The 13,397-nt window shown below is 58.2% G+C and carries 11 protein-coding genes and 1 pseudogene; 4 read left to right on the plus strand and 8 right to left on the minus strand.

Annotated features, from left to right (window positions below):
• Nucleotides 1-159: 159 nt before the first annotated feature.
• The 6 genes from qcrB to ctaC all read right to left on the minus strand — a co-directional run bounded on the left by qcrB (nt 160) and on the right by ctaC (nt 6,544).
• On the minus strand, nt 160-1,779 hold the full coding sequence (gene qcrB, locus R0V12_RS02425) for a cytochrome bc1 complex cytochrome b subunit (protein ID WP_320072747.1): 1,620 nt from the start codon (nt 1,777-1,779) through the stop codon (nt 160-162).
• Nucleotides 1,779-2,999: a cytochrome bc1 complex Rieske iron-sulfur subunit gene (gene qcrA / locus R0V12_RS02430; RefSeq protein ID WP_070362192.1), complete on the minus strand. Its 1,221-nt coding sequence runs from the start codon at nt 2,997-2,999 to the stop codon at nt 1,779-1,781. The genes qcrB and qcrA overlap by 1 nt, the downstream gene beginning before the upstream one ends.
• Nucleotides 2,996-3,844: a cytochrome bc1 complex diheme cytochrome c subunit gene (qcrC, locus tag R0V12_RS02435; protein WP_070362191.1), complete on the minus strand. Its 849-nt coding sequence runs from the start codon at nt 3,842-3,844 to the stop codon at nt 2,996-2,998. Before qcrC ends, qcrA begins: the two co-directional genes overlap by 4 nt.
• An 80-nt stretch (nt 3,845-3,924) precedes the next feature.
• The gene (ctaE, locus tag R0V12_RS02440) at nt 3,925-4,545 is read right to left on the minus strand and encodes an aa3-type cytochrome oxidase subunit III (RefSeq protein WP_176754846.1); all 621 of its coding nucleotides are present in this window, start codon (nt 4,543-4,545) and stop codon (nt 3,925-3,927) included.
• 455 nt (nt 4,546-5,000) lie between these two features.
• Nucleotides 5,001-5,432, minus strand: a complete 432-nt coding sequence (gene ctaF / locus R0V12_RS02445; protein ID WP_070362190.1) for an aa3-type cytochrome oxidase subunit IV — start codon at nt 5,430-5,432, stop codon at nt 5,001-5,003.
• A 17-nt stretch (nt 5,433-5,449) separates the two neighbouring features.
• Nucleotides 5,450-6,544 (minus strand): aa3-type cytochrome oxidase subunit II, encoded by a 1,095-nt coding sequence (ctaC, locus tag R0V12_RS02450; protein ID WP_070362189.1) that lies wholly within the window; start codon nt 6,542-6,544, stop codon nt 5,450-5,452.
• A 436-nt stretch (nt 6,545-6,980) separates the two neighbouring features.
• On the opposite strand from ctaC, the pseudogene asnB reads away from it, so the two are divergent.
• Both asnB and R0V12_RS02460 read left to right on the plus strand, forming a co-directional pair.
• Nucleotides 6,981-8,902, plus strand: a pseudogene (gene asnB, locus R0V12_RS02455) (asparagine synthase (glutamine-hydrolyzing)).
• Between the two features lie 13 nt (nt 8,903-8,915).
• Entirely contained in the window at nt 8,916-9,908 is a 993-nt protein-coding gene (locus tag R0V12_RS02460) for a S41 family peptidase (RefSeq protein ID WP_071572448.1), read from the plus strand.
• 76 nt (nt 9,909-9,984) lie between these two features.
• Here R0V12_RS02460 and R0V12_RS02465 read toward each other — a convergent pair whose 3' ends face one another.
• Complete coding sequence (locus R0V12_RS02465) at nt 9,985-10,329, minus strand: HesB/IscA family protein (protein WP_070362187.1); 345 nt, start codon at nt 10,327-10,329, stop codon at nt 9,985-9,987.
• Between the two features lie 150 nt (nt 10,330-10,479).
• Here R0V12_RS02465 and R0V12_RS02470 point away from each other — a divergent pair, with 150 nt between their 5' ends.
• Entirely contained in the window at nt 10,480-11,187 is a 708-nt protein-coding gene (locus R0V12_RS02470; protein ID WP_083433138.1) for a DUF3043 domain-containing protein, read from the plus strand.
• 18 nt (nt 11,188-11,205) lie between these two features.
• On the plus strand, nt 11,206-12,204 hold the full coding sequence (locus R0V12_RS02475) for a nicotinate-nucleotide--dimethylbenzimidazole phosphoribosyltransferase (protein ID WP_320072748.1): 999 nt from the start codon (nt 11,206-11,208) through the stop codon (nt 12,202-12,204).
• A 6-nt stretch (nt 12,205-12,210) separates the two neighbouring features.
• On the opposite strand, the gene R0V12_RS02480 is transcribed toward R0V12_RS02475, so the two are convergent.
• Nucleotides 12,211-13,326, minus strand: coding sequence for a branched-chain amino acid aminotransferase (locus R0V12_RS02480; protein ID WP_320072749.1), 1,116 nt, complete (start codon nt 13,324-13,326; stop codon nt 12,211-12,213).
• Nucleotides 13,327-13,397 lie beyond the last annotated feature (71 nt).

A 13,397-nucleotide genomic window follows, 5' to 3' on the forward strand; every position in this document is an offset into this window, starting at 1 on the left:
AACAGAACGAAGTCAGAAGTGGGCTCGTGTCATAGCACGGGCGAGATAAAGGTGCTGAGTTCCAAAAGTGAACTGACCAGACATACAAAAACGCCCTGGCCAGCTGTACTCTCGTACAACCAACCAGGGCGCCTTGAGCGACCGCTAGTGTGTTAGAGCCTATTCAGAAGCATTGCGGTCATCGAGGTGTTTGGTTTCCTCGAGCTTGCGCAACGTCTCGATCTCCTCATGGTGGTTCTCGCGCTGCGCGGCCCGGACGCGCTCGGAAACGCCAAGCTCAGCAGGCTTGAATTTACCGATGGTCTCGGAGTCAGCGAAGCCGAGCTGGTTGAGGCGCTTCGGAACCGGAGCACCAGCGTAATCGAGCGGCACTGGGTGTCCATGCTCGTCGACTGGGCCAAGCGGCTGGTGGATCTCCACAAACGCACCGTTAGGCAGCTTCTTGATGATGCCCGTTTCGATACCGTGCTCCAGAACCTCACGGTCGGAACGCTGCAGACCAACACAAATACGGTAGGTCAGCCAGTATGCGAACGGCGGCAAGACAATGAGACCGATGCGACCGAACCAGGTCATCGCATTCAGCGAGATCTGGAAGAAGTGAGCAACGTGGTCGTTGCCACCGGAAACGGTCAGCAACAGGAAGAACACGAGTGCCATCACACCGAGGCCGGTACGCACTGGAACGTCACGAGGGCGCTGCAGCAGGTTGTGGTGCGCCGTGTCACCGGTCACCTTCGCTTCGATGAACGGGTAGCTGATCAGCAGGACGACCATCACGCCACACATGAGGGCAACCCAGAAGGCACCCGGAATGGTGTACGGGCCGAGGTAGAGCTCCCACGCTGGCATGACACGAGCTGCGCCGTCAGTCCACAGCATGTAAACGTCAGGCTGCGAACCGGCAGAGACCTGCGACGGGTTGTATGGGCCGATGTTCCAAATGCCGTTGATGGTGGTCAGACCAGCCATAGCAGCGAGGGCACCGAAGACAACCATCATGAAACCGATCGCCTTGACTGCGAAGACCGGCATAATGCGGATGCCAACAACGTTGTTCTCCGTACGACCAGGGCCTGGGAACTGGGTGTGCTTCTGGAACCAGACGAGCAGCAGGTGCGCTGCGATCAGAGCCAGGATCACGCCCGGAAGGATCAGAACGTGCAGGATGTAGAAGCGATCCAGCATCAGGTCAGACGGGAAGTCGCCGCCGAAGATTGCCCAGTGCATCCAGGTGCCGATGATCGGGATACCAACAATGATGGCGGACATAATACGGAGGCCAACACCAGAGAGCAGGTCGTCTGGCAGGGAGTAACCCATGAAGCCTTCGGCCATGCCGATGAGAATCAGGGTAACGCCGATGACCCAGTTAGCCTCACGTGGGCGGCGGAACGCACCGGTGAAGAAGATACGCATCATGTGGGCGAACATCGCCATCATGAACATCAGCGCAGCCCAGTGGTGCATCTGACGAACGAACAGGCCACCGCGGACCTCGAATGAAATATTCAGAGCCGTGGCGTACGCGCGTGACATTTCCACGCCGTTGAGCGGTAGGTACCCGCCGTCGTAGATCACCTTCGTAATGGAAGGGTCAAAGAACAGCGCGAGGTAAATACCTGTCAGCAGCAAGATAATGAAGCTGTACAGCGCCATCTCACCGAGCATGAAAGACCAGTGGCTCGGGAAGACCTTATTCAACTGTGGCCGGAGGAAACCGGCTACCGTGTACCGCGAATCAACGTTATCCGCGGCTTGTGCAAGTTTAGTACTCATTAGGATTTACGCTCCCAGAATGCCGGGCCGACGGGCTCGATGAAGTTTCCGTTGGCGATGAGGTAACCGTCTTCGTCAACAGTCACAGGAAGCTGAGGCAGAGCACGGGCAGCCGGTCCGAAGATCGGTTTGCCGTACTGCAGTGCGTCGAACTGCGACTGGTGGCACGGACAAAGGATGCGGTTCGTCTGCGCTTCGTAAAGCGAGGTCGGGCAACCAATGTGCGTACAAATCTTGGAGTATGCGTAGTAATCCCCGTAGTGGAAATCTTCCTGACCTTCACGCTCAACGACGCGGCGTGCGTCTTCCGAGCGGAGGCGGATCAGCATAACTGCATTACGAGGGCCATGCAGCGAGTGCATGTGATGTTCGTATACGTCTCGCTCTGGGTCGTAAATGTCACCATCGTTGACATCCTCCGGGTAGAGCGGGAATACCGTCTCCATGGAAGCAGCAGCGAGGTCTTCTGGACGCATACGCACCAGGCGGGAAACACCTGCCGTGGAGTAGTGCGAGCCAGCTACGCCTTCGTGCAGCTCGGCGATCGCGCCAGTGTCGCGACCGAGGTAAACCTTGACGCCCTTCTCCTGCATGGTCCACCCGTGTGTCCAAAGCGTGCCATCACCTAAGTAGTTAAGGTCGTGGCGCTTCTTCCACGGGTTTTTGATCATGCCACCGAGGGGTGCAACGACCATGAGGCCGGCGAGAACACCAGCGGTGCCAAGCAGACCCTTCATTGCCTTACGACGACCAAGGGTGGAAGTCTCCCAGGCATCATTCAGAAGAGCGGTCGTCGTGCGACGGTCCAATTCGGAAGAGCGGCCGTCGTGACGACGCTGTACGGAGATCTCCTCAGGGATGAACTTCTTCACGTACTGGACGATCGCGATACCCAGGGCGGCAAAACCGACACCAGAGGTAAGGCCGAGCAGTGGCGTGTAAAGCGTGTAAACCCAGAGTCCTTCATCGCCATGGAAGCGTGGCTCCCATGGCCAGAAGAGATAGACACCGAGGAACGCGATTCCGCAGAGCACCGAAATAATCAACCAAATGTTGATTCCGAGCTCGGAAGACTTCTCGCGTGGGTCGCCATCAACTGGGAACCGCTCCTTGCGGTACGCAACGGTGACGTCGTCGAGTTCCGTGCCCAGAGCAGCGAGCTCCGCATTATTCATGCGGTCCAAATCTTGGGATGTGTAGTTCTTGTTTACTTCACTCATGAGCGCGATCCAATCCAGATAGCTGCGGCAGCAACGAGCGTTACGCCGATCATCCACATAGCCATACCTTCAGAAACTGGGCCAAGGCCACCAAGGGCGTAACCGCCAGGGCTTGGGGTTTCTTTCGAGGACTTAATAAACGCAATGATGTCGCGCTTCTCGTCGGCACTGAGCTGGCGGTCCGAGAACTTTGGCATGTTCTGCGGGCCGGTCAGCATCGCCTGGTAGATCTCCTGCTCATTCGCAGGGTCCAACTCCGGCGCGTACTTACCAGAAGACAGTGCGCCACCGCGGCCGGTGAAGTTGTGGCAAGACGCGCAGTTCAAGCGGAAGAGCTCGCCGCCACGTGCGACGTCGCCAGCCTGAATCTGGCCATCGTAGTTCTTACCGCGAAGCTCTTCTTTCGCGAGTGATCCGTCTGGGTTGTACACCAGCTCCGGTCCCCCACCGTTGGCAGCAACATAGGCAGCCAGTGCCAGTGCTTGAGACTCGGTGTAACGAGGACGCTTGCGTTCAGCCTGAGCGTCATTCGACATCATCGGCATACGTCCGGAGTTGACCTGGAAGTACACAGCACCTTCGCCGGTGCCGATCAGGGACGGGCCGCGGCCTTCAACACCCTGGAGGTTTGCGCCATGGCAAGTGATGCAAGCGACGTCGTAAATGTCCTTGCCTTCTTGAATCATTGCCTGGTCATCTTTTTGCGCAGTAGCGACCTGCGCGTTCGGGGCAAGCGCCGATGCGAGGAAACCCGCACCCGTGAGGCCGAGCGTCAAGGCTGCTGCACCAGCAAAGGTGCGCTGCGCCTTGCGCCGACTGCGCTTTTTCTTAGGTGATTTTTCCATCTTGTTCCCTTTGAGCGTCAGTGTCTAATACAGATAAATGGCCTTCCGTCATTTCGACGGCGACTCTACGTATCAGATACCTATTGAACGATATACAGAGTAATGAAGACGCCGACCCAAATTACGTCAACAAAGTGCCAGTAGTAAGAGGTCACCATTGCTGCAGTAGCTTGTGCCGGAGTGAACTTCGACTTAGATACGCGGAGCAGCACAACCACGAAGGCAATAATGCCGGCGGTCACGTGCGCCATGTGGAAGCCAGTGATGATGAAGAACACTGACCCGAAGACACTCGCCTGAATGGTCACGCCGTGCATGATCATTTCTCCCCACTCGAAAGCCACGAGTCCGAGGAAGACAACGCCAAGCGCGATAGTTACCGTGAACCATTTGCGGAGCCCAAAAACGTCACCCCTTTCTGCTGCAAATACGCCGAACTGAGAAGTCACGGAAGAAGACACAAGCACGATCGTGATGATCAAGCCGAACATCACGTTCAGGTGTGCCGTCTGGTTATCCCAGTCGCCTGCGGTCATACCGTTTGCACGCGAGGTGAAATACATCGCGAACAAACCGGCAAAGAACATCAACTCTTGGGCGAGGAACGCGATCGTGCCAACGCTGACCATGTTTGGTCGGTTCAGCGCCGGGACACGATTCTGCGGTGTCGCCATACCTTGGTTAGAAATTGCGGTCGTCACGCATGTGATTATCCCCTGTTTTTGGGTCAAAGTCATCTCCTTTCACCCACAAACTTTTCGGCAGATTTCGCGCTAACCTGCCTTTTCTGGCCTAATAGCGCTCGAAGGAAATAACTTTCTGCGATACCGGGAACTTTTCTAGCCACTCATCCGACTACATCAATGCAGGTCACAACTTTCTCGACTTCATTCAGCTCACTTTCGGCTGATTTTTAGGCAATCCAGGATTCTTTTTCATCGACTCTTTGCGGTGTTTCAAAAGTTCCCAATAGTGATGGGACTCACATTCCACCGCTGCCGTTTCCGACTGCAGACCTACTTTCGTATGACCCCCAAGTGTTACGAATGAGTTCAACCGAAAGGATGAAAATAGCAAGCAAAAATCCCCTTCAGCCTTAGCTGAAGGGGATCAGTTTTCGCCGACACCTCCCGAAGGCGGGGAGGTCAGCGAATCTTTAGTGCTTCTCGCGCGGGATACCGTACTGGAGATTCAGCTGCGTAGTGGTCCACACGAGGAATACTGCGCCAAACACGACGAGCCACAGCTGCCAGAATGCAATTCCGAGTCCGAGGAACATAACCGCACCAGACATTGCGAACGGCCAGATGGAGCTTGGCGAGAAGAAGCCGAGCACGCCTGCGCCATCTTCAACCTCTGCCTCTTCCCAGTCTTCCGGAACAACGTCCATGCGACGCTCGGTGATGTCGAGGTAGACGGCGAGCATGAAGCAGAGCGCAGTAGCGAGAACTAAGCCAACGCCACCGACCCATTCGAGCCCGTAGAGGTAAGCATCTTCGCCAATCCACGCTGTGCTGATCATGTAGAAGACTGCCATCAGCGCCAGGAAGGTACCGATTGCGTAGAAAACTTTTGAACCAGTTGCCATTTCTCTGCCTTCTCTTTCTATACCGTCGCGTTAGGGTCGTTGGTGTTGTTGCCGTCGCGGGTGCCGTGGCGGTCAGACACGAACGGACGTGTGGAGGTGGCGTACGGCGCTTCGCCGATGGATGCGAGCGCATCGGAGTTTGGCGCCTCAGGGTTGTCAATACGGAACTGAATGTACTGAGCAAACTTTTCTGGGGTCACGGCACGAACCTCGAAGTTCATCATCGAGTGGTAAGTACCGCACATCTCGGCACAGCGACCAACGAATGCGCCAGTCTTATCGATCTTCTCAATCTGGAATGCACGCTGCTGCTGGTTCACCTCTGGGTGAGCGTAGGTATCACGCTTGAAGAGGAATTCAGGAACCCAGAATGCGTGGTTCACGTCACCGGACGCGAGGCGGAACTCAATCGCACGATCGGTTGGCAGGACGAGCACCGGAACCTCTTCGGTAGTACCGAGAGTCTCAATCTCATTGAAATTGAGGTACGAGAGGTCACCGGTAGAAGTGCCGTGGATCGGGTTCGGGTTCTTAATATTCTCGTCGTCGTACTTCGTTGCCTCGGCCTTGGCCTGACGCTCGGTGTCAACACCGTCATATGCCTGACCGTTAGAGGTGAACTCGCCGTCAACGTTTGCGTAGCCAAACTTCCAGTTCCACTGGTATGCGGTTACGTCAACCGTCACCTTCGGGTCCTTGCCGAGGGCTGTAGTCTTCGTCTGCGCCTGGACGGTGAAGAAGAAGAGCACCATAACAATGACGATCGGAATGATCGTCAGCACAAGTTCCAGCGGCACGTTGTACTGGAGCTGCTTCGGGAACTCAGACTTGCCGCGCTTCTCCTGGCTCTTCGCGTTCCACTTGAAGATCGCAGTGAGGAACAAGCCCCACATGATGATGCCGATAATCCATGCTGCAACCCAGGTCCATACCCAGAAGTTGTACATCTGCTCACCCTCAGGGGTAACAGGATCTGGCCAACCCATATCCAGCACCTTCGAGAGCGCCTCTGGCGGTGCAACCTCACAGCCCGTCAGCGCGAGACCGCCCAGCAGGAGCGATCCGGCAACTGCGATTTTCTTCGCGAAGTTGCGGTCCTTTACCTTTTCCACGTGTGTCTGCCTTCCTGTCCACACTCGCTGTTTACGGCAGGACGCACAAACAGGTGCGCCCAAGCATTGTTACTCCGTCAGAATAGTGGATAAGGCGCAGCGCCTCTGAATTCTTTAGATTTTGAGTCGAGGTAAGCATTCGTAGTCAGCTGACGTCTTTTACCGTGTATGCAAAAGCCGTGCACTCAACGGGTTTTGCATAAAACGGTACAAACGTCCTGGTAAGAGCTTTATTTTTCACTCAAATTGCTCAACCATAAGTTGGCCCCCTTTTGGGGACCGAATAAAGGATGAAGAATTTCCGCATTTTGGCGCTGGTTTCGTTGGTTCGCGCATCTCCTACAGAAAACCCTATTGTTGATTGGAAGAAATGCTTCGTGGCCCAGCACTCCGCACGGCTGCGTACACCTTATATATAGGAGAGGTTTTCAAGTCTATGTGTGGCCTGTTGGCTCTACTCACCACAAACAGCAATGCCGCAAGCTTCGTGGAAGCCGCGGAACGTGCGTTGCCCTGCATGTATCACCGTGGCCCTGATGCCGCCGGCACCTGGAACGACGACCACGCCGTTTTTGGTTTCAACCGCCTTGCCATTATCGATCTCGAGCATTCTCACCAACCCCTACGCTGGGGCCCGAAGGAGAATCCGGAGCGCTACGCGCTGACGTTCAACGGCGAGATTTATAACTACATCGAGCTTCGCGAGGAACTGCAGGAGGCAGGCTACGATTTCAATACCTCGGGCGACGGTGAGCCAATCGTTGTTGGCTTCCACCACTGGGGAGAGAAGGTTGTCGAACACCTGCGTGGCATGTTCGCGTTTGTCATTTGGGATACCGAGACACAGCGTATGTTCGCGGCACGTGATCAATTCGGCATTAAGCCCTTGTTTTACGCCACTACCCCGGTCGGTACCGTGTTCGCCTCCGAGAAGAAGTCCATCCTAGAAATGGCTCCAGAGCTGGAGATTGGTCTCGAGTTAGATCGGCGAGCTATCGAGCACTACGTTGACCTGCAGTATGTTCCCGAACCAGAAACGTTGCACGAGAGCATTCGACGCGTGGAGTCTGGCTGCACGGTGTCACTGACGCCTGGCGGTGAAGTCACATCGGAGCGCTACTTCAAACCACACTTCAAGCCCCAGCAAATCCCACAAGGTCAAGAGCAGAAGCTTTACGACAGGATCGCTCAGGCGCTCGAAGACTCCGTCGAGAAGCATATGCGAGCGGACGTCACCGTCGGTTCTTTCCTCTCGGGCGGCATTGATTCGACAGCGATTGCGGCCCTGGCGAAGAGGCACAATCCAAACTTGCTGACGTTCACCACCGGCTTCGAGCGCGAGGGCTACTCCGAGGTAGACGTGGCTGCGGAGTCCGCTGAGGCGATTGGTGTTGAGCACATCGTGAAGATTGTCTCGCCTGAAGAGTACGCGGACGCGGTGCCGAAGATCATGTGGTACCTCGATGATCCGGTCGCGGACCCTTCGCTTGTCCCGCTGTTCTTCGTCGCACAGGAGGCCCGCAAGCACGTCAAGGTGGTGCTCTCGGGTGAGGGTGCCGACGAGCTGTTTGGCGGGTACACCATCTATAAGGAACCGCTGTCGCTCGCGCCGTTCGAGAAGTTGCCGACGCCTCTTCTACGGGGACTGAACAGGCTAAGCCGTGTGCTGCCGGAAGGCATGAAGGGCAAAAGCTTACTCGAACGCGGTACGACCCCAATGGAGGACCGTTACTACGGTAACGCTCGTTCCTTTAACTTCGAGCAACTACAGCGTGTGCTGCCTTGGGCGAAGCATGAGTGGGACCACCGCGAGGTCACCGCGCCGATTTACGCCACATCGACAGAGATGGATCCAGTTGCCCGGATGCAAAACTTGGACCTGTTTACCTGGATGCGCGGCGATATCTGGTCAAGGCGGACAAGATGAACATGGCGAACTCGCTGGAGTTGCGCGTGCCGTTCCTGGATAAGGAGGTCTTTGAGGTCGCACAGACGATTCCGTACGACCAGAAGATCGCGCACGGCACCACCAAGTACGCGTTGCGTAAGGCGATGGAGCAGATCGTTCCGCCGCATGTTCTCCACCGCAAGAAGCTGGGATTCCCTGTTCCGATGCGCCACTGGCTGGCCGGCGATGAGCTCTTTGGTTGGGCGCAGGACACGATCCGTGATTCGCAGACCGACCATATCTTCGCCAAGGACCAGGTGCTGGAGATGCTCAAGGAGCACCGTGACGGTGTTTCCGATCATTCGCGTCGCCTTTGGACGGTGCTTGCGTTTATGATCTGGCACGGCATTTTTGTCGAGCATCGCATTGATCCGGGCATCGAGCACAAGGAATACCCGGTTCAGCTTTAAGGAGGACCTGCTCATGTGGACCAAGAAACGAGTACTGACCACCATCGTTGCGATGCTCAGCGCGTTACTGCTTGCAGTTGGCGCCGTGGCGTTCGTCTACGGTCCGACGCTCACCGCGATGCTGACGGGCACCGCTCGTTTCGCGGGGACACAGACGCCGAAGCGGTATAGCGCGACGGTGCTCGCGCTCGCCGAGCAGGGCATCTACGCCGACTCGACAGAGTTCGAGGAGGCGAAGGCCCGCGCAAAGGAGGCCGCAAAGCAGGCTGATACGCTTCACGACGTTTACCCCGCCCTCGAGGACGCAGTCAAAGCTGCTGGCGGGAAGCACTCCCGTCTGATTGAACCTGGTAACCCTAACCTCGGCTGGACTATGGAAGAGAAGTCGGAAGCCGCAGTCAGCGTTGAGGGCCGCGTTGCGGTGGCAACCGTGCCTGGCGTCGATCAGCACGATGATGTGCAGGGCTACGCAGACACGCTCGCAACAGGTCTGGCTTCCGCACGTGATGCCGGGGCATGCGGGGCGGTCGTTGACCTGCGTGGCAACGACGGAGGCGACATGGGTCCAATGGTCTCAGGCCTCTCCTCACTGTTGCCGGATGGCGCGGTGCTCGAATTCGTCTCTCGGACGAACACTACCCAGGTCACGGTTGAGGGGAACTCGGTGACCGGCGGCGGCACCCCGATCACGACTTCTGGCGGGAAGTGGGATGCGCCGGTGGCGGTCTTAGTCGATGGCGACACTGCTTCGTCGGGCGAGGCCACGATGCTGTCGTTCCGGGGGCTCGAGCACTCCCGCAGTTTCGGGTCCCCTACTGCGGGCTACGCGTCGGCAAACATGGTGTACGACTTCCCGGACGGCAGCCTGCTGATGCTGACTATCGCGAAGGACAAGGCACGCACTGGCGAGGAGTTCGCCGAAGATCCGGTGCAGCCCGACGTCGAAACCGATGTGCCGTTCGAGGAGGCCAAGCAGTGGCTCGACACCGAGTACGGCTGTAAATAGTCCGCGCAGACGAAACACCCCGCGCTCCCCTCAATCATGAGGTGGGCGCGGGGTGTTGGCGTCGAAAAGCTACTGCTTAGTTGAAGCTATCGCCGCACGCGCAGGCCGAGCCAGCGTTCGGGTTATCGATGGTGAAGCCCTGCTGCTCGATGGTGTCAGCGAAATCGATCGTTGCACCGGTGAGGTACGGCACGCTCATCTTGTCCACGACGAGGCGCACACCCCCGACAACGTCAGCCTTGTCGCCGTCGAGCTCGCGGTCGTCAAAGTACAGCTGGTAGCGCAGGCCAGCGCAGCCACCTGGCTGAACAGCAATGCGAAGCGAAAGGTCGTCGCGGCCTTCCTGGTCGAGCAGAGCCTTCGCCTTTGCAGCCGCTGCTTCAGTAAGGGTCACGCCCGTGGCAGAGGTAGGTGCAGTCATTCTTTCTCCTTGCTTAGCGAATATCTTCACGCAAGATGCGTGCTTCGGAGTGTGGCACTAGCGTACTCGCATCACACCGTCATCGTCTACAGCGTATGGGAGCGGGCGCTTATTCCCCACTTTCGGGGACGGCCTTGTAGCCTGTATAGCGTGAAACTTCCTTGGCAGAAATCTGATGAGGCTCCAGCCGCCGCTGCTGCCGCAGCGAATCGAGCGGAGACTCCCGAAACCGACGCGGAACCCGCGAAAAAGTACCCGAAGGGCTACACCCCTCCAAAGGGGCGGCCGACGCCGAAGCGCATCGATCAGGAGATCAAGCGCGGCGTAGTGCGCGACCCCAACGCGACGACTCCTGCTCAGCAGTACCAGAAGAACAAAGAGTTAAAGAAGTCGATGTCGAAGGAGGAGTGGAAAGCCTATAAGAAGCAGCAGCGCGAAGAGGCGAAGAAGCACAACCGTGAGGTCCAAGCCAAGATGGACGCCGGCGACGAGCGCTACCTCATGGACCGCGACCGTGGCGAAACCCGCCGCTTCGTCCGCGACTGGGTAGATTCGCGCCGCTTCATGAACAACTACGCGATGCCGCTGGCGATCCTGCTGTTCCTCATTCTCTTCATCGGCTCCTGGTACCCGGAGATCGCCGGCGCCATCGCTATTTTGCCGATGGTGTTTATCGTGCTGATTCTTGGTGAGGCATTCCTGATCGGCAAGCGTGCGAACAACGCTGTGCGCGCGAAGTTCCCTGGTACGGCTGATACCGGCTTCGGCCTTGGTATGTACGCGTTCTCTCGCGCGTCGCAGCCGCGGAAGTGGCGCTCGCCGAAGCCACAGGTGCGCATCGGCGAGACCGTGAACTAACTGGGTAAAGGACGTTTCATGGCTGTTGCATTCGACCCGATTGAGCATCCAAGCGAAACCCTGCGCCGCGAGCTTGCCCGCGAACTACTGCGCAGCCCGGAGGGGCGCGGTCTCGGTCGCGTGGGAACGATTGCGGAGTGGACTGCCTCGGTGCAAAACCGTACGCGCCCGGTTGCGTTCCGTCAGCCGCAGTGCGTGCTTGTCGCCGGTAACCACGGTGTCGCAGCACGCGGTATTTCCGCGCAACCACACGACGCCGCCTGGACCGCCGTAAAGCAGATTGCGGCAGGTGGCGGTGTCGCTCGTGTTGCAGCGGAAGCCGCGGGCGCGTCGATTATTCAGATTAATGACTACTTAACGCTGCCGACAGGCGCGATAGACCGGCAAGCCGCCATGACGCCCGAGGCGTTCGAGCAGGCAGTCGCGCACGGTGCTCGCGTCGTTGACCAGGGCGTAGACAGTGGAGTTGACCTGTTCATTCCTGGAGACATTGGCGTCGGCAATTCGACGGTCGCCGCCGCCGTCTATGGCGCACTGTCGCGCACCGAGCCGGTCAAGGTCATCGGGCGCGGCTCGGGCATCGACGACAACGTCTGGAAAGTGAAAGTTGCGGCAATTCGGGACGCCATGTTCCGGGTGCGCACCTTTAGTGACGACGTCCCCCGCGTCCTTGCCGAGCTTTCGGGGCCAGATTTCGCGTTCCTTGTCGGTATGTTCGCGCAGGCCGCGGTTCGTCGAACCCCCGTACTTTTCGACGGCCTCTACGCCACCGTCGCCGCCTACGCCGCCGAGCGCCTCGCACCCGGCACGAAGCAGTGGATCATGGCGGGCCAGCTCAGTCCGGAACCCGCCCAGATGCTGGCGCTCCAGGCCCTCGATATCATTCCGGTGCTGGCACTGGACTTGTCGCTCAACCAGGGAGTGGGCGCGCTCGCAGCGCTGCCGCAAATCAACCTGGCTTCTGAGCTCGTTACTACAGTGCTCGGGCCGGAGGCCCCAGAGGGCGCCCCGGCCTGAATCCCTCTAGTTCTCGGCTGGGACGAGCGTGTGGTTCCAGCCGTGGACGTCTTCGACCGAGCCGTCCTGGATACCGCGCAGGCGCTCGCGCAGCTGCATGGTGATGGTGCCGGCCTCATTGTTGTTTACGGTGAACTCACCGTGGCGGCTCAGCACGCGCCCGACCGGAGTGATCACCGCTGCGGTACCGCATGCAAGCGTCTCACTGATGGTGCCGTTTTCAGCGCCCTTGTGCCACTGCTCCACCGTGATCTTGCGCTCCTCGGTGCTGTAGCCGAGGTCTTCCGCAACCTGCAGCAGCGATTTGCGGGTGATGCCAGCCAGGAGGGAACCGGACAGTGCTGGGGTGATCAACTTCGCGTCCTTCCCGCTGCCCTCGACGAACATGAGGTTCATGCCGCCCATCTCTTCGATGTACTTGCGCTCAATGGCGTCGAGCCAGACAACCTGGTCGCAGCCCTTTTCTTCTGCCTCGGCCTGCGCGAGCAGGGAACCCGCGTAGTTGCCAGCGAACTTGGCGTCACCGGTGCCGCCGGGCGCCGCGCGGACGTATTCCTCGGAGATCCACACGCTGACGGGCTTGACGCCGCCGGAGAAGTAGGCGCCAGCTGGGGATGCAATGAGGTAATAGGTGTAGGTGCTCGAGGGCTTCACCCCGAGCGTCTTCTCGGTGCCAATCATAAATGGACGCAGGTACAGCGCCGCTTCCCCACCAGCTTCGGGGACCCAGTCCTTATCAATCGTCACCAGCTGCTGCAGCGACTCGATGAACAGATCCTCCGGCAACTCAGGCATTGCCAGGCGATGCGCGGAATGGGCAAAACGCGTCGCATTCTGCTCGGGGCGGAACGTCGTGATCGAGCCGTCGTGGTGGCGGTATGCCTTCAGGCCTTCGAAGATCGCCTGCCCGTAGTGGAAGACGTTAGTCGCCGGGTCCAGCGAGATCGGCCCGTACGGGCGGACCTGCGCGTTATGCCAGCCGTTGGCCTCGTCCCAGTCGATGGAGACCATGTGGTCAGTAAACTCTTGCCCGAAGGCTGGGTTTGCGAGCACTGCATTGCGCTCTTCGTCAGTTGCCTTGTTCGGATTCGGGATAGTTTCAAATGGTGTGCCTTGAGTCATGCAGACCACCCTACTCCCCGATTCCACTCTTTGGAACCGGAATTCCATATTTTCTTCCACGCACAAATAGC

This window comes from Corynebacterium sp. UMB2355A, assembly GCF_033877495.1.
Classification (GTDB): Bacteria; Actinomycetota; Actinomycetes; order Mycobacteriales; family Mycobacteriaceae; genus Corynebacterium; species Corynebacterium pseudogenitalium.

Coding starts and splice junctions, on each gene's coding strand:
- qcrB (WP_320072747.1), bottom strand. CDS start 1,779: ATGAGTACTAAACTTGCACAAGCCGCGGATAACGTTGATTCGCGGTAC.
- qcrA (WP_070362192.1), bottom strand. CDS start 2,999: ATGAGTGAAGTAAACAAGAACTACACATCCCAAGATTTGGACCGCATG.
- qcrC (WP_070362191.1), bottom strand. CDS start 3,844: ATGGAAAAATCACCTAAGAAAAAGCGCAGTCGGCGCAAGGCGCAGCGC.
- ctaF (WP_070362190.1), bottom strand. CDS start 5,432: ATGGCAACTGGTTCAAAAGTTTTCTACGCAATCGGTACCTTCCTGGCG.
- R0V12_RS02460 (WP_071572448.1), top strand. CDS start 8,916: ATGTGGACCAAGAAACGAGTACTGACCACCATCGTTGCGATGCTCAGC.
- R0V12_RS02465 (WP_070362187.1), bottom strand. CDS start 10,329: ATGACTGCACCTACCTCTGCCACGGGCGTGACCCTTACTGAAGCAGCG.
- R0V12_RS02475 (WP_320072748.1), top strand. CDS start 11,206: ATGGCTGTTGCATTCGACCCGATTGAGCATCCAAGCGAAACCCTGCGC.
- R0V12_RS02480 (WP_320072749.1), bottom strand. CDS start 13,326: ATGACTCAAGGCACACCATTTGAAACTATCCCGAATCCGAACAAGGCA.